At 63.3% G+C, this 21,606-nt stretch carries 21 protein-coding genes and 1 riboswitch; of the genes, 12 read left to right on the forward strand and 9 right to left on the reverse strand.

Annotation, left to right across the window (positions count from 1 at the left end; genetic code table 11):
- The first annotated feature begins 20 nt into the window (after positions 1 to 20).
- Positions 21 to 1,223, forward strand: coding sequence for a GNAT family N-acetyltransferase (locus tag BJI47_RS02775; RefSeq protein WP_088942321.1), 1,203 nt, complete (start codon positions 21 to 23; stop codon positions 1,221 to 1,223).
- Here the strand turns inward: BJI47_RS02775 and BJI47_RS02780 are convergent.
- From BJI47_RS02780 to BJI47_RS02790, 3 genes are read right to left on the reverse strand one after another with little or no spacing between them, the layout of a single operon-like run.
- Entirely contained in the window at positions 1,204 to 2,469 is a 1,266-nt protein-coding gene (locus tag BJI47_RS02780; protein WP_176224644.1) for an MFS transporter, read from the reverse strand. The genes BJI47_RS02775 and BJI47_RS02780 overlap by 20 nt on opposite strands.
- A 50-nt stretch (positions 2,470 to 2,519) precedes the next feature.
- Positions 2,520 to 2,948 (reverse strand): MarR family winged helix-turn-helix transcriptional regulator, encoded by a 429-nt coding sequence (locus tag BJI47_RS02785; RefSeq protein ID WP_088942280.1) that lies wholly within the window; start codon positions 2,946 to 2,948, stop codon positions 2,520 to 2,522.
- A 52-nt stretch (positions 2,949 to 3,000) separates the two neighbouring features.
- Positions 3,001 to 4,452, reverse strand: a complete 1,452-nt coding sequence (locus tag BJI47_RS02790) for an NCS2 family permease (protein WP_088942281.1) — start codon at positions 4,450 to 4,452, stop codon at positions 3,001 to 3,003.
- 18 nt (positions 4,453 to 4,470) lie between these two features.
- On the opposite strand from BJI47_RS02790, the gene BJI47_RS02795 reads away from it, so the two are divergent.
- A complete protein-coding gene (locus tag BJI47_RS02795; RefSeq protein WP_088942282.1) occupies positions 4,471 to 4,719 on the forward strand; it encodes a DUF2530 domain-containing protein in 249 nt (82 codons plus the stop codon).
- A gap of 238 nt (positions 4,720 to 4,957) precedes the next feature.
- On the opposite strand, the gene BJI47_RS02800 is transcribed toward BJI47_RS02795, so the two are convergent.
- From BJI47_RS02800 to BJI47_RS02810, 3 genes are read right to left on the reverse strand one after another with little or no spacing between them, the layout of a single operon-like run.
- Positions 4,958 to 5,494, reverse strand: coding sequence for a phosphatase PAP2 family protein (locus BJI47_RS02800; RefSeq protein ID WP_088942283.1), 537 nt, complete (start codon positions 5,492 to 5,494; stop codon positions 4,958 to 4,960).
- Complete coding sequence (locus BJI47_RS02805; RefSeq protein WP_088942284.1) at positions 5,484 to 8,192, reverse strand: sacsin N-terminal ATP-binding-like domain-containing protein; 2,709 nt, start codon at positions 8,190 to 8,192, stop codon at positions 5,484 to 5,486. The genes BJI47_RS02800 and BJI47_RS02805 overlap by 11 nt, the downstream gene beginning before the upstream one ends.
- Positions 8,189 to 9,049, reverse strand: a complete 861-nt coding sequence (locus tag BJI47_RS02810; protein WP_088942285.1) for a DUF3027 domain-containing protein — start codon at positions 9,047 to 9,049, stop codon at positions 8,189 to 8,191. The genes BJI47_RS02805 and BJI47_RS02810 overlap by 4 nt, the downstream gene beginning before the upstream one ends.
- A 44-nt stretch (positions 9,050 to 9,093) precedes the next feature.
- Here BJI47_RS02810 and BJI47_RS02815 point away from each other — a divergent pair, with 44 nt between their 5' ends.
- From BJI47_RS02815 to BJI47_RS02825, 3 genes are read left to right on the forward strand one after another with little or no spacing between them, the layout of a single operon-like run.
- Complete coding sequence (locus BJI47_RS02815) at positions 9,094 to 9,894, forward strand: glutaminyl-peptide cyclotransferase (protein ID WP_088942322.1); 801 nt, start codon at positions 9,094 to 9,096, stop codon at positions 9,892 to 9,894.
- Positions 9,895 to 9,938: 44 nt separating this feature from the next.
- Complete coding sequence (locus BJI47_RS02820; RefSeq protein ID WP_176224641.1) at positions 9,939 to 11,525, forward strand: MFS transporter; 1,587 nt, start codon at positions 9,939 to 9,941, stop codon at positions 11,523 to 11,525.
- Complete coding sequence (locus BJI47_RS02825; protein ID WP_088942286.1) at positions 11,526 to 12,047, forward strand: DUF2771 family protein; 522 nt, start codon at positions 11,526 to 11,528, stop codon at positions 12,045 to 12,047.
- On the opposite strand, the gene BJI47_RS02830 is transcribed toward BJI47_RS02825, so the two are convergent.
- Positions 12,044 to 12,457: a cold-shock protein gene (locus tag BJI47_RS02830; RefSeq protein ID WP_088942324.1), complete on the reverse strand. Its 414-nt coding sequence runs from the start codon at positions 12,455 to 12,457 to the stop codon at positions 12,044 to 12,046. The two genes, BJI47_RS02825 and BJI47_RS02830, sit on opposite strands and share 4 nt — an antisense overlap.
- 143 nt (positions 12,458 to 12,600) lie before the next feature.
- On the opposite strand from BJI47_RS02830, the gene BJI47_RS02835 reads away from it, so the two are divergent.
- The 3 genes from BJI47_RS02835 (at position 12,601) to BJI47_RS02845 (ending at position 14,294) form a co-directional block, all read left to right on the forward strand.
- Positions 12,601 to 12,819, forward strand: coding sequence for a hypothetical protein (locus BJI47_RS02835; protein WP_088942287.1), 219 nt, complete (start codon positions 12,601 to 12,603; stop codon positions 12,817 to 12,819).
- 16 nt (positions 12,820 to 12,835) lie between these two features.
- Entirely contained in the window at positions 12,836 to 13,207 is a 372-nt protein-coding gene (locus BJI47_RS02840) for a YccF domain-containing protein (RefSeq protein WP_088942288.1), read from the forward strand.
- Between the two features lie 237 nt (positions 13,208 to 13,444).
- Positions 13,445 to 13,671: riboswitch (cyclic di-AMP (ydaO/yuaA leader) on the forward strand.
- Between the two features lie 8 nt (positions 13,672 to 13,679).
- Positions 13,680 to 14,294, forward strand: coding sequence for a transglycosylase family protein (locus tag BJI47_RS02845; RefSeq protein WP_088942289.1), 615 nt, complete (start codon positions 13,680 to 13,682; stop codon positions 14,292 to 14,294).
- A 62-nt stretch (positions 14,295 to 14,356) separates the two neighbouring features.
- On the opposite strand, the gene BJI47_RS02850 is transcribed toward BJI47_RS02845, so the two are convergent.
- A complete protein-coding gene (locus BJI47_RS02850; protein ID WP_084347541.1) occupies positions 14,357 to 14,545 on the reverse strand; it encodes a hypothetical protein in 189 nt (62 codons plus the stop codon).
- Between the two features lie 61 nt (positions 14,546 to 14,606).
- On the opposite strand from BJI47_RS02850, the gene BJI47_RS02855 reads away from it, so the two are divergent.
- From BJI47_RS02855 to BJI47_RS02865, 3 genes are all read left to right on the forward strand, one after another.
- Positions 14,607 to 16,877: a helicase-associated domain-containing protein gene (locus BJI47_RS02855; RefSeq protein ID WP_088942290.1), complete on the forward strand. Its 2,271-nt coding sequence runs from the start codon at positions 14,607 to 14,609 to the stop codon at positions 16,875 to 16,877.
- Positions 16,878 to 16,995: 118 nt separating this feature from the next.
- Positions 16,996 to 18,651 carry a DNA repair helicase XPB gene (locus BJI47_RS02860; RefSeq protein WP_088942325.1) on the forward strand — a complete coding sequence of 552 codons (1,656 nt, stop codon included), beginning with the start codon at positions 16,996 to 16,998 and terminating at the stop codon, positions 18,649 to 18,651.
- A gap of 22 nt (positions 18,652 to 18,673) precedes the next feature.
- A complete protein-coding gene (locus tag BJI47_RS02865) occupies positions 18,674 to 19,342 on the forward strand; it encodes a DUF3239 domain-containing protein (RefSeq protein ID WP_176224642.1) in 669 nt (222 codons plus the stop codon).
- A gap of 8 nt (positions 19,343 to 19,350) precedes the next feature.
- Here the strand turns inward: BJI47_RS02865 and BJI47_RS02870 are convergent, their stop codons facing one another.
- The gene (locus BJI47_RS02870) at positions 19,351 to 20,337 is read right to left on the reverse strand and encodes an LLM class F420-dependent oxidoreductase (RefSeq protein WP_088942292.1); all 987 of its coding nucleotides are present in this window, start codon (positions 20,335 to 20,337) and stop codon (positions 19,351 to 19,353) included.
- A gap of 89 nt (positions 20,338 to 20,426) precedes the next feature.
- On the opposite strand from BJI47_RS02870, the gene BJI47_RS02875 reads away from it, so the two are divergent.
- Positions 20,427 to 21,599, forward strand: a complete 1,173-nt coding sequence (locus BJI47_RS02875; RefSeq protein ID WP_088942293.1) for a pyridoxal phosphate-dependent aminotransferase — start codon at positions 20,427 to 20,429, stop codon at positions 21,597 to 21,599.
- Positions 21,600 to 21,606 lie beyond the last annotated feature (7 nt).

Raw genomic sequence — 21,606 nt, forward strand, 5'->3', positions numbered from 1 at the left:
GTATGGAAAGGTCGAGTGCGATGAATACCGAGGGCACGATCACTGTCAGGACGGCAACCGACGACGACTGGGATGCCGTGGCGCTTCTGGACGCGCATGCATTCGGTGAACACCAAAATGCCGAGGATCTTGCCGAGACGCAGATTCTCACCAGTTCCCGTCACGTCGTTATGGCGTGGGATGGAAGCACGCCCGTCGGGGTGGCGATGCACTTCCCCATGTCCGTGACTGTCCCGGGCGGCGCTCAGGTGGAGGCGTCGGGCGTGTCGTGGGTGTCCGTCGCACCGACACATCGCCGACGCGGAATCCTCCGGCGCATGTTCACCGAACAGCATCGCAATCTCGAAGCGGCAGGCGCCCCCCTGTCGTTGCTGACGGCGAGCGAGGCCACGATCTACCGACGCTTCGGATACGGGCCTGCCACCGAGGAACACCGGGTGGTGCTCGATCGCCGCTTCGCGCAATTCCATCCAGATGTACCCGCGGTGACCGACGTCCGATTGGTGGAGTCCACCGAGGCGTCGACTCTGCTTCCCGAGATCTACCATCGCTGGCAGCGCAAAACGGCAGGTGCACAACCGAAGCCGCCGATCCGCTGGGAGCGTTTCTTCGCCGACCGCGAAAACGGTCGAGAAGGATTGACCGCGCTCTTCTTCATGGTTCATCCGGACGGTTACGTCGCCTACCGCCGAAACATATCCGGCGACGCCAAGGTCGTCGTCCAGGAGTTCATTGCCGTCACCGACGACGCGTACGCCCAGATGTGGCAGGTGCTCGTCGGGATCGATCTCGTCGACACCATCGAGGTCAGCCAGGCCCCGGACGAGCCGTTGCCGTTCCTGCTGACCAACAATCGCCTACCGAAGAGCACCGGTCATCACGACGCGTTGTGGAGCCGTGTCATGAACGTCGAAGCTGCCCTCGAAGCCCGTACCTACGCCGTCGACGCGCAGTTCGTGCTCGACGTCTTCGATCCGTTCCTCGGGGCCGGCGGAACCTTCGACGTCACGATCAGTGCGGGAAGAGCCACCGTCACTCGAACCGATGCGCCCGCCGACGCGTCGATGAAGCTCGATGTGCTGAGCAGTCTGTACTTCGGCACTCACCGTGCCAGTAGATTCGCGGCCTCGAATCGCCTGTGGAGCCGGGATTCGGACGCGTTGCACACGGTGGATCTTGCCTTCTCGACCGACCGTGCGTCGGTCATGGGCTGGGGGTTCTAGACCTCATGTGGCGGCGACTCTCGTTTTGCCGCCACGGGTCGATCCGAAGGCGCACATCGTTGTGCTTCATCAGGTAGACGGCCGCCCCGACGCCCGAGACCAGCGACACGGCGCCGCCGAACAGCAATGGGGCTCTCGGGTCGAGGACATCGGCGAGCCAGCCCAACACGGGGCTACCGATCGGTGTGCCGCCGAGGAAGCAGAGCATGTAGATGCCCATGACGCGTCCTCGCATCTCCGACGGCACCGACATCTGCAGAATGTTCATCGCCGAGGTGGTGAACGTCAAAGTCAGCGCTCCGGTCGGGACGAGCAAAATCGCAACGAGTGTGTAGTTCGGCATCAGTCCGACGAGTATTTCGAACACTCCGAAAGCGATGACGGCACCGATGAACAACCGTAGGCGGGGCGTGCCGGATCGGCGGGCCGCAAGGGTCGCGCCTGCAAGCGTTCCGACGGCCAATGTCGTCGACAGTAACCCGTATGCGGCGGCACCGCTGCCGAAGGTGTTGCGAGCCAACACTGCCAGGCTGAGCGGAAAGTTCAATCCGAACGTGGACACCATGAACACCGTTGCCAGGAGAACGCGCAGGTCCTCTCGCCCCCACACGTAACGGAAACCTTCCCTCACTTGACCTTTCGCGCGGGCGGCTCGTTCGACGTGGAAGAGGTCGGCAGATCGCATCGCGACGAGAGCGCCGAATACCGCCGCGAACGATGCGGCGTTGATCAGGAACACCCACCCGGTACCGATGAACGTGATGAGTACACCCGACAGACCCGGTCCGATGATGCGTGCCATGTTGAATGTCATGGAGTTCAACGCAATTGCGTTTGCCAGCGCCTGTTTGCCGACCATATCGATGGTGAAGGACTGACGCACCGGGGCATCGATGGCGGAAGAACACCCGAGAACGAACGCGATGACGTACACGTGCCACAGTTCGACGAGATTGCCGACGTCGAGGAGCCCGAGCACGAGCCCGCAGACCGCCGCGAAGGCCTGGGTGATCATCAGCAGTGTTCGTTTGTCGTACCGATCTGCCAGGACCCCGCCCCACACCGACAGCACCAGTGTCGGTCCGAACTGGAGGGCCATCACGATGCCGACAGCGACGCCGTTGCCGCCCGACAGTGTCAGAACGAGCCAGTCCTGCGCCACCCTCTGCATCCACGTTCCGACCAGTGAAACTATCTGTCCGGACGCCCACAACCTGTAGTTGCGGGTTCGCAATGCAGCGAACATCGGGGAAGCAGCGGGCACTCCACAAATACTAACCTCAGGTAACGAACTACCTAATCGGAGTCGTTGACCAGCGCGCCGATGATATCGACCGCATCGCGGAGCACTACGAGCTGAGTCTCGTTCAAGCCGGCCAACTGAGAGGTCATCCATGCCTCACGCGCACTGGCCTCGTCGGCGATCAGGGTGTGGCCGGACGGGGACAGCGACACGATCACCTGCCGCCCATCGGTGGGATGCGGAGTGCGATCCACGAGTCCGAGTTCCGCAAGCGACGCGATCACGCGTGTCATCGATGGTGGCTGCACTCGTTCACGGGCCGCCAGTGCCCCCGGCGTCATGTCACCCTCACGGCTCAAGGTCGCAAGGGCCGACAGCTGAGTCAGCGACACTTGCGAGTCGACACGTCTCCCCCTCAGGTGGCGAGTCAATCGCACCACGGCCAGCGATAGATCGCTTGCCAATTCACGGTTGTCTTTCACGCTGTTTCCCGACGTCACAGCGCAGAGACTACGCCCTGGTGCGCGTTATGGCCTACGTAACCGCGTCAGTGATCGGTCCGACGACGAAATATAGGACGAACATCAAGGCTACGACCCAAAGCAGGGGATGAACCGTCTTCGCCTTGCCACGCCCCACTGCGAGCACCACCCAGGTGATGAACCCGACTCCGATGCCGTTCGCGATCGAGTACGTGAACGGCATGACAACGATGGTCAGGAACGCAGGCAGCGCGAATTCGAACTTGGAGAAGTCGATCTCGCGAACCTGTCCGATCATCAAGGCACCGACGATGACCAGTGCCGGAGAAGCAGCCTCGATGGGAACGATAGCGGTGAGCGGCGTCAGGAACATGGCGGCCAGGAAGAGTAGACCGGTCACGACATTGGCCAGACCTGTTCGCGCACCCTCGGCGATTCCGGAGGCCGATTCGACGAACACCGTGTTCGACGACGCCGATGCGCCGCCGCCAACGATCGCGCCGGCCCCCTCGACGACGAGCGCTTTGCCGATCCCGGGGAGCTGATCCTTGTCATCCATCAGCTCGCCTTCTTTACCGAGCCCGGTCATCGTGCCCATCGCGTCGAAGAAGTTCGCCAGAACGAGTGTGAACACCAGCAGACTCGCTGCGAGGACGCCGATCCGGGTGAACGCACCGAACAGGTCTACGTCGCCGACCAAGGAAAGGTTCGGTGTCTGGATGAGCTGATCGGGCAGAATCGGAACGCTGAGATTCCAGCCTTTCGGATCCACTCCGTTCGACGGCCCGATGTCGGTGAAGGCTTCGACGACGGCCGCGAGCACTGTGGTGACGACGATGCCGATCAGCAGTCCTCCGCGTACCTTGCGTACCACGAGAACGCCCATCAACAGCAGCCCGAACACGAAAATCGCCGTCGGCCACGAGGCGATGGAGCCGTCGATACCGAGGCCGACCGGGACCGAGGTGCCTGCGGCGTCGGGGATGCGTCGTACGAAACCGGCGTCGACGAGTCCGATGAAGGCGATGAACGTACCGATGCCAGCCGCGATCGCCGCTTTCAATTCGGACGGAATAGCGTTGAACACCGCAGTACGAAAGCCCGTCAGCGCCAGCAACACGATGATGATGCCGTCGATGACGACGAGCCCCATGGCCTCCGGCCACGTCACCTGTGGGGCGATCGTGACCGCGAGAAGCGTGTTGATCCCGAGTCCGGCGGCGATACCGAAGGGATAGTTGGCAACAATGCCGAACAAGATGCTCATGAACCCGGCAACGAGCGCCGTCACCGCGGCGACCTGCGCGACGGGCAGGATATTACCGAGGACATCGGCCTTGGCCGCAGCGTCGTCCGCCGAGAAGCTGCCGAGGATCAGCGGATTGAGGACGACGATGTACGCCATCGCCACGAAGGTGACGACGCCGCCGCGCACTTCCGAACTTACCGTCGATCCACGTTCGGTGATTTTGAAGTAGTTGTCCAGAATTTTGGGCGACGCCATGGGAGTAACCTACATTTCGTGGATAGTAAGCCGGAAACCCCCGCGCTGAGCGTACGGCTCACAGATCCCGCGCCCGTCATCGCGGTCGGCATTCTCGCCTGGCTTGTTGCTACCGTAGTTGTGCTCGTCAGTGGTGATCGGTGGGCGGATGCGCTGCCGACCTGCTGGACCGGCGTCGCCGTCGGTGTGGCCGGTTTCGCACTGTTCCTCATACAGAGAGCTGCCGCTCGTCGCGGCAGTAGGACCGCTCAACGCGGCCTCACGTAACCGCAGTCACGCATAGCGGCCTGACGTGCGGAAACTCACCTTTATTAGGGTTGAGTAACACCTGGTTTACGGGGAGTATGGGTTATGTCAGTTGATTCATCCCATGAATTACCCGAAGGCTAGGTCATGAAGCTCGTCACGCAGTACCGCAATCGTCGTACCCGCGCTCGCTCGCTACGCGCCCTCTACGCACGCGCACACGCTGTCAGCAGCCCTTCGATGCGCGATGAACTCCTCGTCATCGCACAGCGGAGCGACTTCGCACGGTGAGCGCATAGATCCACAGCAACCCCCACGCGATACCGAAGCACCATCCCGCCAGGACGTCCGTCGTCCAATGCGCGCCGAGATAGATCCGCGAGAAGCCGATCGCCAGGGATGCAACCGCTGGTAACGCGAGAACCACCGGACTTCTGAGCCATAACGCGGTCGACCGCAGCAACACCGCGGTCACCGTCGTGGCGAGGATCGCCGACATCATCGCGTGCCCCGAAGGAAACGAGTGCGTCGAGATCTCGACGAGCCTTTCCGGTATCGGTGGCCGCTCGCGCCCGAAGATCAGCTTGAGAAGGCTCATCAACCCCCAGCCAGTGAGCATGGTGCCTCCCACCACGACTGCTTCCGGTCGACGACCGGCCCGCAGCAGGACCGCACATCCGGTGATCGACAAGAGAAGCATCGCCATTGTGTTTCCGAGCGTAGTGACGATCCAGAAGAGAGTGGTCAGCCACGCAACCCGGTGCTCGACCATCCACGCCAATACGTCACCGTCCACGGGGTCGCTCCCAACTCTGCGCGCAATGCGTCGTTCCGTCCACGGCCACCCACCAGGCGAGGTGATGCTCACCCTCGACCGCCCCGGAGAGTCTCACTACTAGTTCGCGGTGCACGACTACCTGCCCGACCGGCAGCTCGACGCCCATTTCTGCGCATGCGAGTACCGCTCCGGGCTCACGGTCCCACGAACTTACTCGGCCCATTCCCACCACCTCTGCATCGATCGATTCCGACGCGGTGCGCACGTCCAAGATCGACGCCAACGACGACGCGGTATCCATCGACGACAGAATCGCAATGTCGGCGGGGACCGCGGCCACACACCATGGACGGTCGAGCACGATCGCGTCGGGCGGATCGACGAGACGGCCGGAAACAGCACGCACTTTCGTCGGCGCATCCAGCTCGTCGAGTTCCACTCGCCCGGAAGTGACAGCGTCGGCGACGAGTCGATGAGCTCGCGTGATGACCGCAGGCGTCGGCGATCGCGAAGGATCTGCCAGTCTCGAGAGAACCAGGCCGGTGAACCACGCGCTGTCGCACGAACCAGGTGCCAGAGCCGCCGCCACATCGTCGGCATTCGGGTGATCGAGTGGATCGAGCAGACCGGCGAACGTGAAGTCCGAGGGCGCTCGATAGCTTCCCAGCCGCTCACCGTCGATTCTGGCGTGCGTACGCAGCCACCACGCCGTATACCCGTCCCGCGCCTGCACCGCCGCTCGGGTCGCCGGATCGGACATCAATTGCGTCAACGCATCCGGCCACCGCTGCTCATCGACCAGATCGAGGTCGCGCACGGCAGTGAGCACCGCCGGGTCCTCCGCCAACGAAGCCCACCACGAATCCTCTTCGTCGAGATCGTGATCCGGACCAGTCGGGAGGTCGTCGGTCACGGTGCCGAATCCCCAGCCCACTCCCACCGCGCGCAATGCTGCAGGCCCATAGTGCGCGACGACGGAATCCGCGACCAACCCGAAAGGTGAGTCCTCTACCAACAGGCCTGCAAGCGGGGCGTCGGGCAGCAGCAATTCGTCGGCGGCGCGAAGCTCACCATCGGAATCCTCGAGCGGCAGGGAACCTATCCAGGAAGGCAGTTCCCCCGCGGACGCGGCGAGCGCCAGCACCGAAGTCACGGTATCTCCGACGGCGTCGGAATCGTCCCAGTCGAGGTCCTCGAGTAGCGCTTCGAGTGCAGTGTCGGACAATAGATCGGTTGCGGTTGCCTCCACCGCGCCCAACCTCGACAACAGTGGGCTCACCGCATCCGGGTGCACCAGCCGAGCCCACTGCACCGACCCGACGCCACTGACGCCCGCTCCGAGAACGGCAGTACGGGGACCGGTGATCGTCCGACCGTCCGACAGCGGAACCGGCAGCGCTGCAAGCTCTTCCGCGGCCACGCCGTCGGTGACCAGCGGGGTGAGCGCATCGTACAGCCGCCCCCACCAACGAGGTTCACGGTCGATACCCGTCAGCATCTCGGCGAGTCCGGCAAGGCCGATCCGGTGTACGTCGACCGCAGCAAGCGCGCCTGTGTGTCGCGGACCCGAGAGCGCGGCCCTGACCAGATCGGGAAACACATCGGCAAGAAGCTCACCGAGCTCGTCGGTAAGTCCAGGCAGCACCATGGCCCGCGAGGGGATCAGATTCTCGCCGGTCACCGAGGGAAGCCAACGGGCAGAGACTGATTCCCGAAGAACCTGCTCACGCAAGATCCCGTCGACCTCGCTGCGCGGAAAGCCCGGGACAGGAACCAATCGAGTTCTGAACCGGGCGGGAAAAGAAGCGATCATCTCGCCGTACCCCCCGGCGACGCGCTCCAGGTGCGCACCGGGAAGTACTCGTCGCCGGTCCGGCTGCATCTGCACGTCCGCGACGACGAGCACAGGCAGTGACAACTCCTCGTCCGAACGAGTAGGAGCACGAAGGACATCCGATGTCACCACCGTCGGTACGCCGTCGGAGACAGGGACGAGCCATCTGGCGTGAGCAGTGCGGAACTGCCACCACTCGAGATCGCCGACCTTCACCGTCTCGAGGCCCTCCCCCTCGATCGTGCGCTCGAACCGATCCTCACCGATCTCGATCGAGACCAGTGATTCCAATTCGAGCAACAAGTCGATCGCCTCGGCGCGCATAGCGTCGAGCAACCCGGGCACCTCGACGTCCCGCAGGATGATCTCCGACGAAAACCCAACTGCCGGAGGTTCTTCGGCAGGCCAGACAAGTCTCAACACCGGAACTCCGGCATCGGGTACGTCCAGGCCCGCATCGGTGAGGACGCTGCGGGTCCTGGCACCGCTGAAGTGCACTCCACCTGCAGTGGAACGAAATTCGATCTCCTCGCTCACGGAGCGGACCGCGGTGAAACCCACTCCGAATCGACCGACACCGGAGGTCTTGGCCGACACCCGTAGTGCCGTCAGCGCGTGGACTCCGCCGAGATCCAGTGGGGCACCGGTATTGGCAACGTGCAGATCACGCCCGGACACCCAGACCCGCATCCGTCCCGCGACTCCCGCTCGGGCTGCCGCATCGGCCGCATTCTGCGCGAGTTCGGTCAGCAGACGGTCGCGATATCCCCCGCGAACCAGATCCGCTTCGGTAGCAGCATCTTCGCGCAACCGAGTAGGCGAATCCGTCCAGGCAGACAGAGTCGAGGCGCGCAACGCCTCGGTGTCGTACGGATCTCTCAACTGTCCGATTGCGCGTCCTGCAGCGGCTCGGACGCATGGTCCGACGAGGAGGTGTTCTCGGGCTCGGGAGCCAGAGTAGTGACAGTCGGCGCTTGCGCGGTTACATCGAGTGCGGCGTCGTCGAACGGGTCGTAAGCAGGCGACCCGGCGCCGGTGGGAAGCTCGGTATCGGAATGCGCTCCGCAGCCGTACTGGACGTGCACTACATGGCCGTCAGCCGCATACTCGTTGCCGCAGACGCCGAACGCCGCCGACAACGACCCAGCGAGCGGGAGATAGAACCCGCACAGTCCGCACGTCGACGGTGCAACTTTCGCCATCTCGCTATCCGGACCGAAATCGCCGTCGTGCCAGCGCTCGGCCGCGTCGAGACGCCCTTCACGGCTGGGCACCAGGGGACGGCCCAGGCCGAGCTCGTACGCGACATCGTCGATCTGGGGATCGCCGGTGGCGACGTACCCGGGGACGAGACGCGAATCGTGCGCTCGCGGTGGGAGCCGATCACCCGGCCCCAGATCGCCGGCGCGGATTCGCTCATCCCACGGCAGCCAGGTCGGCGGCACCAATGCATCGGGGCCCGGTAGCAGGACGAGTTCGCTGATGGTGGCGTTGTCTGCGTCGGCGGGGGCTGCGACGACCACGGCCCATTGCCATCCGCGATAGCCGGGTAGGTCGGCGACGAAGCGATGTGTCGCTGCACTGTCGTCCTCGGCGGTGACACCGAGATAATCGCCGACGCCGCCCTCACCCAGGTCGATCAAAGCACGGCGCGCCAACTCGGCGGCTTCCGCTAGGACAGGACGAATCTGGTCGAGCTCTGGGAAAGATGCGAAACTCACATGTTCATTTTGCCGCATCACTTCTGGAGTGCCCAGTTCGGGCTGCCATGATGGGCCAGATGATCGCCTCGCTCCGCCGCCTGCTCGGTGTCCTCACGGTCCCGATTCTGCTTGCCGGGTGCTGGACGGAACCCGAGGTCAGCGCGGATTCTTCGGCAACGAGGTCGACGGTCTCCGTGGTCAGGACACTCGAGCACGATCGTTCCGCGTTCACCCAGGGCCTGGAGATCGACGATGGTCAGCTCTACGAGAGCACCGGCCGCAAGGGATCGTCGTACGTGCGCGTGTCGTCGTTGGACACCGGCAAAGAACTGCGGCGGGTGGATCTGTCTGCCGACTACTTCGGCGAGGGCCTGACCGTCGCGGGCGATACCGTCTGGCAGATCACCTGGCAGAACGGAATCGCGTTCGCCCGAGACAAGGCCACTCTGGCCGGCGAGCGCGAGGTCGGCTACGACGGTGAAGGCTGGGGATTGTGTGCAGCAGCGGACGGTTTGGTGATGAGCGATGGGTCCTCGATGCTGTCCTTCCGAGATGCGGACACGTTCGAGGCCACCGGCACCGTCGAGGTTACGCTCGATGGAACGCCGCTCGAATCGTTGAACGAACTCGAATGCGCCGACGACGGATCGGTCTACGCCAACCTCTGGCGCACGTTCGATATAGCGAAGATCGATCCTGCCACCGGGACGGTGTCGGAAATCATCGACGCCGAACCGCTGTGGAACTCGATGACCGAGCGTGAGCGCGACGGTGCCGACGTGCTCAACGGAATCGCCCAGATACCGGGCACCGACCGCTTTCTGGTGACGGGAAAGCTGTGGCCGAGCATGTTCGAGGTGGAGTTCACACCCGTGCAGTGAGTCGGTGTACTCACACCCTCCGGTTTTAGGACAGAATTGACGACGTGACAGACCCTCGAGACTCCGACACCCCGCCGGGAGAGGACCACCCGGGGTTCGAGAACTATCCGCCGGCTCCGCGCGCCGCCAGCCGCAGAACCCCGCTGCCCCCTCTTCACCCGTCGACTTCCCCGCCGGGTGATCGTCCGCGTGGTCCGAAGCCGCCGCCCATGCCCCGCAAGTTGACCGTTACTCGCGTCGCTGCGATGCGCAGCCGCGAGCTCACCAACAAGGGCATCGCGACTTTCCATCGGGCCGCGAAAGCAGACGGTGCCGACAAATCGGGACTCACCGCGCTGACGTACGCGACGATGGCCAACTTCGCCTCCGACGCTGCCACCGCTGTCGCATTGGCCAACACACTCTTCTTCTCCGCCGCGACCGGTGAGGACAAGACGAAGGTTGCGCTGTATCTCGTCATCACCATCGCTCCGTTCGCTTTGATCGCGCCGCTGATCGGACCGATGCTCGATCGGCTACAGCATGGTCGACGGCTCGCTCTCGCTGGTTCGTTCCTGCTGCGGACTGTTCTGGCCGTCGTGCTGGTGTTCAACTTCGACAGCTGGATTCTCTATCCGGCTGCGCTGGGCATGCTGGTATTCAGTAAATCCTTCGCAGTACTCAAGAGCGCCGTGACACCGCGAGTGCTCCCACCCGAGATCGACCTCGTTCGCGTCAATTCTCGTCTGACAGTGTTCGGCCTGATCGGCGGAACCATTGTCGCCGGCGGAATCGCGGGCGCTATCGCCTGGCTCTCCGGATCGCCTGGCGCACTGTGGTTCGTAGCTGCCATCACCGTGCTGGGCGCCTACCTCAGCATGCGGATCCCGTCGTGGGTCGAAGTGACCGAAGGCGAAGTTCCAGCCACCTTGAGATACCACGGTGACGATGCCGAGACAGAGGTCATGCACCGTGCGAAACCGGGAACCACACCACCGAAGAACCGCCGCCAACCGCTGGGCAAAGCCGTCATCGTCGGCCTGTGGGGCAACGGAACCGTACGCATCCTCACCGGATTTCTGACGCTCTACATAGCCTTCGTCGCCAAAGCTCAGACCGAACACGAGCCGATCAAGCAAGCAGCGATGCTCGGACTGGTCGGTGCATGCGCAGGAATCGGCAACTTCTCCGGAAACGCCGCAGGCGCTCGGATCAAGCTCGGCCGACCGTCCATCGTCATCATCCGATGTACGTTCGCCGTCACCGTCGTTGCCATTGTCGCGGCCGTCACCGACAGCCTGTTGACCGCCGCGTTGGCCGCACTGGTCGCCTCCTGTGCGAGTGCGCTCGCCAAGGTGTCGCTCGACGCATCTCTGCAATCCGATCTCCCACCCGAATCCATTGCGTCCGGATTCGGGCGCTCGGAGACGGTCCTACAGCTGTGCTGGGTGCTCGGAGGAACGCTGGGCGTGTTGTTGCCCACCGAGTACTGGATCGGCTTCACGGTCGTCTCGATCTTGCTCACGATCGGCCTGGTGCAGACCGTACTCACCAACCGAGGCAAAACACTGCTCCCAGGACTCGGCGGAAACCGACCCGAGCACGCCGAGCAGCGCAGTCCCGACTATTCACCCCAAGAGAACGTGAGTTAAGTGAATCTTGCACCCAAGACCAAGAAGCTACTGGCGATCGGCACTGCCGGACTGATCGTCGTCGGCGTGGCGTTCGTCGCCGTCCTCGCACGACTCGTCTCCGACGCTCCAGCGCACAGACCGACCATCACGGCATTCGCGGACGGGAACACCGTCACCGTCGAGCCGTACCTGTACTGCCCCGTCGAGGCGCCGCTGTGTGAGAACGATGGATCGAGCGCGAGCGTGCCGGTTCGGAAGGGCTACCCGCTGCAGCTGTCTTTGCCCTCCGAGATCACCTCGGCACCGTGGATTCTCGCCGCTGTGTACTCCGACGATGCCGGGGTCGACGTCGTCGAAACCGACTCGCTGTATCTTCCTGATCAGAAATTGGGTCTGACGGTGCCACCTGTGGACGCCGACGGACGAGCACTACTGGGCGTCGAAATCAGGTTGCCCTCCGGCATCATCGACACCGACACCCAGCAGGAAGAGATCATCAGTCACGCGATCTGGTCGATCGCGACGACACCGACCAGTTAGCTGTCGAGCTCGCGCGCGACGGCCCTGACCACTTCGGAGATCTTCTGTGCGGTCTTGCGATCGGGGTACCTACCCTTACGCAGTTCAGGCTGGATCGTTGCTTCGAGAAGCGTGATCATGTCCTCGACCATCCCGTGCAGCTCGTCGGGCGTGTGCTTACGCTCGACGGGCTCACGACGGTTGGCGGTGTTCTGACGCAGAGTGGGAGCCGGCTCCAGGACCTTCAAGCTCAGCGCCTGAGGTCCACGGCGTCCTGCGGCCATACCGAACTCGACGCGCTGACCTGCTTTGAGGCCCTCGACACCCGCTGGCAGCGCCGACGAGCGGACGTAGACGTCCTCTCCTTCTTCTTGCGAGAGGAAACCGAATCCCTTGTCGACGTCGTACCACTTCACCTTGCCGGTAGGCACTGCGCTCACCCGTCCATTTGTCTCGGTAAATAGCCTGTTCTGCACAAATTTCGCGCCCAACAGCGGTGCTGGACGCGAATGCCCCAGCATAGCGCGAAGGAGTGCTCGGCAGCACGTCGGTTGATCGGGCTACCGTTACCGACGTGGCTGATCAAACACCCCGAAACGGCACGACCCTTCTTCGAATCTCGTTGGCAATATTTGCGATCGGGTTGGTCGCGATCGTCGCTATCTTCGCGGTGCCTGCGATATCCGGGGACGACCCCCCGCTGTGGCTCTATCTGACCGCAATGATCTTCTCGCCCCTGGGCTTCGTGCTGGCGATAGTATTTGCATTGCTGTCCGGCCGACGGGCGAGATAAAACAGGGGGGCACCACGTGCGAGTCGTTCTCAACATCATCTGGTTGATTTTCGGCGGGCTATGGCTGGCTGTCGGCTACTTCGCGGCGGGCATCATCTGCTGCATCCTCATCATCACGATTCCGTTCGGTATCGCGTCGTTCCGCATCGGCGTCTACGCCCTGTGGCCTTTCGGCAAGACGGTCGTCGACAAACCGACGTCGGGGGTCGCGTCCATAATCGGCAACGTCATCTGGCTCCTCGTCGCGGGTATCTGGCTGGCCATCGCGCATGTGGTGTCCGCAATTGCCATGGCGATCACGATCATCGGTATTCCACTCGCCATTGCGAATCTGAAAATGGTTCCAATCTCACTCATGCCGCTCGGCAAGGACATCGTCGACTCCTGACACTCCAGCACCACTCACGACCGGATGTGACTTCCATCACATAACGGCGGGGTAACGGACGTGCAACGACCGGGGGTTCACTCGACGACAAGGCCACTAGCTGCGCATTCGGCCGATGGCCGAAACTGCGTTGGGCCGCACATCCGGACGACCCAAAAAACCAAGAGTTACCAAATAGTGACACTCCGCGGGAATTTCAGTACCGTCGTCCACGGCTGAGAAACTTCGGCTGAATCCGGACCCGCAGCGCCAAACCTCGTCCCGCGGGAACGGACCCCCACAAGAACACCCAGGGGACGAGGACGGGGGACCCACACGTCCTCTCGGATAACCGGAAATTCACTTCCTCGGCAGAGAATTTCCTTGGGGTGAAGCCCACGCACTTCCACTTGGAAGCGCTGGGCCGGGCTACCTCTCAGCCCGAACCCGACAGCTGACCTCGCAGGCGCCAGTGGAGAGGATTTCAACTCGTATGAGCGGACGTCATCGCAAGCCGACCACCACCGGCCGGACCGTAGCCAAGGTCGCCGTCACCGGTGCCATCATGGGCACAGCAGGCATGGCCTTCACCGGCACCGCCAGTGCAGCCCCCGACTCCGATTGGGACCGTCTCGCACAGTGCGAAGCAGGCGGTAACTGGGGCATCAACACCGGCAACGGGTACCAGGGTGGCCTGCAGTTCTCACCGAGCACCTGGAGCGCACACGGTGGCGGGCAGTATGCAGCCACCGCGAACCAGGCCAGCCGTGAAGAGCAGATCGCCGTGGCCGAGAAGGTTCTCGCTTCGCAGGGATGGGGCGCATGGCCCTCCTGCTCGTCGAGCCTGGGCCTGAGCAGCTCCCCTAGCGAGCGCAGCGTGCCTGCATCGCCGCAGTCCGCTCCCGAGGCACCCCAGCTCCCCGACCTCACGAGCATCCCCACCATCGACGGCAGCGCCGAGGTAATCGACGGCATCACAAGCGCCGTGCAGACCGTCACGAACGATCCGGCGATCTCCTCGTTCATTCGGAACGCGACACAGGGCATCCAGCTCGACCCGCAGGTCGTCAGCTTCTACCAGGCAAACAAGGCATTCCTGCCTCAGTAAAAACTCCACACCATAGAAAAAGGGCCCCCGATCACTCGGGGGCCCTTTTTCGTGGTTCGGATCTAACGGTTGATGACGGTCACTGGATGGGCATACAGCAGTTGGTCCACGGGCAACGGAAACTCGGTTTCCTCGCCGAACGGCGACAAGCTTCCCGAGCGCGAGGACGCCAATTCACTGACCGCATGGTCGCCGCGAGCGGTTTCCGGCCAGCCTGGATCTACGTAGGGCTTCTTCGACTTGTTCACCATGGGACCATTTTGACACCTGCGCTGCACCCAAAGCCAGTCCAGGTCTCTAATCTGGTAGTCGATGACCGATACTGCAGTGCCTCCAGACCTCGCAGCGTGGCTTTCTTCACGGACCGACAGCGAGCTCGTCAGCATCCTCACGCTGCGACCCGACCTCACCGTGCCACCGCCGACCACAATCGACGTGCTCGCCGGACGGGCCGAACAGCGTGCCTCGATCCTGCGCTGCGCTGACGCACTCGACACGTTGGCGCTGACGATTCTGGAGATCCTTGCGCTCGAGGGCGCCCACGAGATGCCGGTCGACCGCGAGCGACTGGATGCTGCCGTCGGCAAGCGAGCCACGACCAAGGCCGTCGACAAAGCCCTCGGATTTCTGCGAGAACGAGCACTCGTCTGGGGTACAGGTTCGATTCGGATGCCGCCCGCGGCGCGGGATGCGGTCCCATGGCGAATCGGGCGAATACTCGACCCGACCGAGGACCTCAGCCCCGAGCGGATCACCGACGCGCTCGCTCGAATCGGTGAAGGTGAACGCACCCTGCTCATGACACTGGCCCGGTCATCACCGACTGGGCGCACCAGGGATGCTGCCCCGGGCACGTCCGAGGACCGTCCCGTTCAGAAGCTACTGCGCGCCGGGTTGCTGATCTGGCTCGACGAACAGACGGTCGAACTCCCCCAGCAGGTCGGCCAAGCCCTACGCGGCGAGCCGATCTTCGATCCGACGTCGCTGACGCCGCCGAAGCGCGCCAGCACGAAATACCACCTCACCGATGTGAACGCTGCCGCCGCGGGTGAGGCCCTGGAACTGATTCGGCATTGTGCCCTGATCATCGAAGCGCTGTCGATGACGCCTGCCCCCGCGCTCAAAGCCGGTGGCCTGGGCGTACGTGAAGTCAAGCGCATCACCAAGGTAACCGGGCTCGAGGAACAACGCGTCAGCCTGCTGTCAGAAATACTGGCAGCTGCATCGCTCATCACCAGCGGAACCCCCGACCCGCTGCCACCCAACGATTCGGGCGAGGACTACTGGGGTCCGACCCCCGCCGTCGAACCGTGGACCACTGCAACTCCGTCATCCCGATGGCATACCGTCGCTGCGGCATGGCTGGATGTACAGCGTGCGCCCTGGCTGATCGGGATGCGCGACCCCAATGACAAACCGGTGGCCGCGTTGTCCGAAGAGGTGCGCTCACCTGCAGCTCCCCGCGACCGTCGAACGATTCTCGAGTTCCTCGCCGAACTCGGCCCGGGCAATGCCATCGCCGACGGCGAGGTCGCGCGCGGCCTCGCCTGGCGTCGACCACGTGCCATGTCCCGATACGCGCTTCGACCGGTGTCGAAGATGATCGGCGAGGCGACGGCGATGGGCATCGTCGCCCGCGGGGCGCTGTCGACGCCAGGCAAGGCGCTACTGCACGGCGGCGACGCCGAGGCCGCAATGCGTGCTGCGCTGCCCGAACCGATCGACTACGTCCTGATTCAGGCCGACCTCACGCTCGTCGCGCCCGGCCCCCTCGAGCCCGATCTCGAGCATCGGATCGAACTCGTTGCCGATGTCGAATCCGCAGGTGCCGCTACGGTCTATCGGATCACCGAGAACTCCCTTCGTCGGGCGCTCGACATCGGTATGAGTGCGTCCGAGCTGCACGCGTTGTTCGCCGCGCACTCCCGTACGCCGGTCCCTCAGGGATTGACCTACCTGATCGACGACGTCGCCCGCCGTCACGGCCGACTACGTGCGGGGGTCGCCGCGTCGTTCGTGCGATGTGAAGATCCGGCCTTGCTTGCCGAGGTACTTACCTCTGCTGCTGCCGAACAGCTCGCGCTGCGCGCGCTCGCACCGACGGTCGCGATCTCCCAGGCACCGCTCAACGAAGTCATGCGGGCACTCGATGCCGCAGGATTCGCACCTGCGGGTGAAGACGCCAACGGCATCATTCTCGATCTGCGCTCACGCGGCGCCCGAATTCCGTTGCACAGAGTTCGGCCCGCGTTCAGGCAGCCTGCCATCGCCACCGACGAGCAGCTCACCCGTCTCGTCTCGGAACTTCGAGCCGGCGATCGTGCATCTCGCGCGGTTGGGCGCCCGGTCCTTGCCGACGGGACGCGCGCCACCGGGTCGGCGACGATGGCGTTGCTCCACACCGCACTGAAAGCTCGGCGAAGTGTGTCGATCGGGTATGTCGACGCGCAGGGGGTCGCGTCGCAACGCATCGTCGATCCGGTCAACGTCGGGGGCGGCCAACTCGACGCATATGTGTCGGCCACCGGTGAGGTCCGCCGGTTCACCTTGCACCGCATCACCTCGGTGGCCCTGATCGACTAGCGTCCAGGCCTCCGTTATCCGAGCGCGGAGCATCACATGGCGCCGAGGGCGCTATATCAGGACAATGGAGAAGTTGCGCACTTTCTTCCATGCAACGCGAAGTTCTCTAGGAGGAACTGTGACCGACGGCCCCCTGATCGTCCAGTCCGACAAAACCCTGTTGCTCGAAGTCGATCACGAGCTCGCAGGTGCCGCTCGCGCCGCCATTGCTCCGTTCGCCGAACTCGAACGTGCTCCCGAACATATTCACACGTATCGGATCACTCCGCTTGCTCTGTGGAACGCGCGGGCCGCGGGCCATGACGCCGAACAGGTCGTCGACGCGCTCGTCAACTTCTCGCGCTACGCCGTTCCGCAGCCTTTGCTCGTCGACATCGTCGACACGATGGCGCGATACGGTCGGTTGCAGTTGGTGAAGAGTCCGGTCCACGGGCTTTCGCTGATCAGCCTGGATCGCGCCGTGTTGACCGAGGTCATGCGGCACAAGAAGATCGCTCCGATGCTCGGTGCGATGGTCGACGAGGACACGGTTCTCGTCCATCCGAGCGAGCGTGGCCACCTCAAACAGCTGCTGCTGAAGATCGGCTGGCCCGCAGAGGACCTGGCCGGCTATGTCGACGGCGAGGCGCATCCCATCGAACTCGACACCGAGGGCGGTAAGTGGACGCTGCGCGATTATCAGGCGATGGCCGCTGATTCGTTCTGGGCCGGCGGCTCCGGCGTCGTGGTACTTCCGTGTGGTGCGGGTAAGACGATGGTGGGCGCCGCCGCGATGGCCAAAGCCAAGGCGACGACGCTCATTCTCGTCACCAACACCGTCGCCGGCCGTCAGTGGAAGCGTGAGCTGATCGCTCGCACTTCGCTCACCGAGGAAGAGATCGGCGAGTACTCCGGGGAGCGTAAGGAGATTCGCCCTGTGACGATCGCCACGTACCAGGTGATCACGCGTCGCACCAAGGGTGAGTACAAGCACCTCGAACTGTTCGATTCCCGCGACTGGGGATTGGTGATCTACGACGAGGTCCACCTGCTACCCGCACCGGTGTTCCGGATGACGGCAGATCTGCAATCACGTCGCCGTCTCGGGTTGACCGCAACACTGGTGCGCGAGGACGGCCGCGAGGGCGACGTCTTCTCACTCATCGGGCCGAAGAGGTACGACGCCCCGTGGAAGGACATCGAAGCGCAAGGGTGGATCGCACCCGCCGAGTGCATCGAGGTCCGGGTAACGTTGACCGACGCCGAGCGCATGGCGTACGCGGTTGCCGAGCCCGAGGAACGATACAAACTCTGCTCGACGGCCCACACCAAGGTGGCGGTTGTGAAGTCGATCCTCGCCAAACACGAGGGCGCGCCGACCCTGGTGATCGGCGCCTACCTGGATCAGTTGAACGAACTCGGTGAGGCACTGAACGCGCCGGTGATTCAAGGTTCGACGAAGAACAAGGAACGCGAGGTACTGTTCGACGCCTTCCGAAAGGGCGAGATCCCGACCCTGGTGGTCAGCAAGGTCGCGAACTTCTCCATCGATCTACCGGAAGCATCTGTGGCAGTTCAGGTTTCCGGAACTTTCGGCTCACGCCAGGAGGAAGCTCAGCGGCTCGGACGACTGCTGCGTCCGAAGCACGACGGTGGTCAGGCGCACTTCTACTCCGTCGTCTCACGGGACACACTCGACGCCGAATACGCGGCACACCGGCAACGCTTCCTGGCCGAGCAGGGTTATGCGTACCGAATCACCGACGCAGACGACTTGCTCGGTCCTGCCATCTGATATTCGTGCTACTAATGAGCATGTGCGCCGTTTCCAGTTCCCTGTCGATGTAGCCCATGCCGCGTCGGTGAACGAGACGATGGCAGATGTTCGCAGGCTGAGAGTGTCTGCGATCGTCACGGCCGTCGTGTTGATTGCCGTCGCGGCATGGTTCTTCTGGATGGCTCACCCGTGGTCGTACATTTTGGGTGCGGTGTTTCTCATCGCCGCAGCGACCTCACTGTGGGTCACGGTGTGGGCACCTCGCAAGGTGGGCGCGGTCGAGGACCTCTACGCGAAGGGCCAGCTGATTCCGGCTGTCATCGCCGAGACCCGTCCACGCGGGGTCACTATTCTCGCTCTGCTGGATATCGCGAAGCCCGGCGCCGAGTCACGGCACTATGTGCTCGTGACCAGGAGTATTCGGGCCCTGCCCGGCCACGAACTGGTCGAAGGGGAACTGGTTCCGTCGATCGCAGTCCTTGCCGACCGGACCAAGAACACCACCGGTGACACCTGGCAGATGGTCTCCCCCATGCCCATCGCCTGGGGAACCACCGACGCGTCCGTCATCGAGCGAGCCACGGCGGAGATCACCGAATCCGAGTGGTCCTTGCTGCTTGCGAACATCGGCCTGTCCGAGAAGGTGCGTGCGGCCGATAATCAGCAACTCCTGGTCGATCCACCCGACCTGCCCGAGGACCTTCGGTAAGTCCGGGCTCAGGCGAGTGCTGGGATGACTTCGCGCTCGAACAGTTCGATCCCGGAGCGATCGTAGGCAGCTTCGGGGAAGTAGAAGATGCCGTAGGACAGCCCCTTCGACTTCAGTGCCGTCAGATTCTCGACTATCTGTTCAGGGGTCCCGACAGCGGGCACGTTGCGGAAATTTTCGAGAGCGGCTGCCGCTTCGTCTGCGCCGACATGTTTCCCGAGCCGATCTTCGAGTTGTGCCAGCCGATTCTCCACCTCCTTCTCGGTGGAACCGATAGCGACGTTGTAGTTCGCCGAGCGTACGATCGAGTCGAAGTCACGACCGAGCGCTGTGCAATGACTTTCGAGCACATCGGACTTGTGCGAGAACGCTTCGATACCGCCGCTGAAGTTCGTGTAATCGGCGTACTTCGCAGCGATTTTCAAGGTGACCTTTTCACCGCCGCCCGCGATCCATATCGGAATTCCGCCGCTCTGCAACGGTTTCGGCCACACCCGTGCGCCATCGACCTGGTAGTACTTGCCATCGAGGGTCGCCGATCCGGTTGCCCACGCCTGCTGAAGAATCTGGACACCCTCATCGAGACGACCCAAACGCTCGCGAGCCGACGGAAATCCGTAACCGTATGCGCGCCACTCCTGCTCGTACCAACCGGCACCGATTCCCATCTCGACGCGCCCTCCCGAGATCAGATCGACGGTAGCGGCAACCTTGGCCAGGTAGGCAGGATTTCGATAGGCCATGGCAGTGCACATCTGACCGAGCCGGATACGTGAGGTCGACGCAGCGATCGCGGACATGAGCGTCCACGCCTCGTGCGTGGCTTCCTCGGTGGGTTCGGGGACGGTGTGGAAGTGGTCGTACACCCACAACGATTCCCATGGTCCAGCGTCGGCCGCCGTAGCCAGATCGCGCATGACTCCCCACTGTGCGGAGGGTTCGATGCCGACCAGATCCAGTCGCCAGCCTTGAGGGATGAACAGTCCGAATCTCATGCAATCGAGAATACCGTCGACAGGTAGGAGGGTTCTCACCTCTCGGACGAGGCGCACATACCGAATATGACACCAGCTACGCTGCATGAATGTCCGCGGAGCACCGAAGCCGAACAGTCGAGCGTCTACGCCCCTTCGCGTCGACGATCTTCGCGGAGATGACAGCACTCGCCGTAGCAAGCGACGCGGTCAATCTGGGTCAAGGATTTCCCGACACCGACGGGCCCGCGTCCATGCTCGCGGCCGCTCGAGACGCTATTGCCGGCGGCCTGAATCAATATGCGCCAGGGTCGGGTATGCCGGTCCTTCGCGAGGCCATCACCGCAGATCGCTCTCGTCGCTTCGGCATCGACTACGACCCGTCCTGCGAGGTTCTCGTCACCGTCGGCGCCACCGAAGGAATTGCCGCGACGATCCTCGGACTCGTCGAGCCCGGCGAAGAAGTCTTGCTTATCGAGCCCTTCTACGACTCGTATGCTGCCGCGATCGCCTTGGCCGGTGCCCGTCGGTCCACGGTCCCTCTCGTCGCCGACGGAAACGGTTTCGCCGTGGACCTCGATGCGCTCGAACGTGCGATCGGGGTGAACACCAGACTTCTGGTGGTCAATTCTCCGCACAATCCGACGGGAATGGTGTTGACCCGTGACGAGCTCGCCCGGATCGCCGAGATCGCATGCGAGCACGACTTGCTCGTCCTGACCGACGAGGTCTACGAACGCCTGGTCTTCGAGGACTCCGAGCATGTACCGATTGCATCGTTGCCCGGCATGTTCGAGCGGACCGTCTCCGTCTCCAGTGCCGCGAAGACCTTCAACGCAACGGGTTGGAAGACCGGCTGGGCACTGGGCCCGGCCGAACTCATCGATGCCGTGCGCTCGGCCAAGCAATTTTTGACGTTCGTCGGAGCAACCCCGTTGCAGCCTGCAGTTGCGCACGCGCTAACCCATGAAGGCGCCTGGGTGGACGAACTCCGAGACTCACTGCACGCCAAACGGAACGTACTCTCCGCGGCGCTGATCAAAGCTGGTCTGGAGGTGAAGTCCAGTAGCGGAACGTATTTCGTTTGTGCCGACGTGGCACCGCTCGGTGAGACCGACGCCCTGGAATTCTGTCGCACACTTCCCGCCAGAATCGGCGTCGCAGCCGTCCCCGTCACTGCGTTCGTCGATCATACCGAGCCGTGGAAAACTCTGGTGCGCTTCGCCTTCTGCAAAAGGGACGACGTGCTTGCCGAAGCGTCCGACAGACTGCTGAGACTCTGACAACCGT

The sequence above is a fragment of the Rhodococcus sp. 1168 genome, from assembly GCF_002091955.1.
GTDB lineage: Bacteria > Actinomycetota > Actinomycetes > Mycobacteriales > Mycobacteriaceae > Rhodococcoides.

Bases quoted from the DNA above. Each gene is read 5' to 3' on its own strand.
- BJI47_RS02855 (WP_088942290.1), top strand. From the start codon at position 14,607: ATGACCGATACTGCAGTGCCTCCAGACCTCGCAGCGTGGCTTTCTTCA.
- BJI47_RS02810 (WP_088942285.1), bottom strand. From the start codon at position 9,049: ATGCGGCAAAATGAACATGTGAGTTTCGCATCTTTCCCAGAGCTCGAC.
- BJI47_RS02850 (WP_084347541.1), bottom strand. From the start codon at position 14,545: ATGGTGAACAAGTCGAAGAAGCCCTACGTAGATCCAGGCTGGCCGGAA.
- BJI47_RS02870 (WP_088942292.1), bottom strand. From the start codon at position 20,337: ATGAGATTCGGACTGTTCATCCCTCAAGGCTGGCGACTGGATCTGGTC.
- BJI47_RS02790 (WP_088942281.1), bottom strand. From the start codon at position 4,452: ATGGCGTCGCCCAAAATTCTGGACAACTACTTCAAAATCACCGAACGT.
- BJI47_RS02875 (WP_088942293.1), top strand. From the start codon at position 20,427: ATGTCCGCGGAGCACCGAAGCCGAACAGTCGAGCGTCTACGCCCCTTC.
- BJI47_RS02845 (WP_088942289.1), top strand. From the start codon at position 13,680: ATGAGCGGACGTCATCGCAAGCCGACCACCACCGGCCGGACCGTAGCC.
- BJI47_RS02780 (WP_176224644.1), bottom strand. From the start codon at position 2,469: ATGTTCGCTGCATTGCGAACCCGCAACTACAGGTTGTGGGCGTCCGGA.
- BJI47_RS02775 (WP_088942321.1), top strand. From the start codon at position 21: ATGAATACCGAGGGCACGATCACTGTCAGGACGGCAACCGACGACGAC.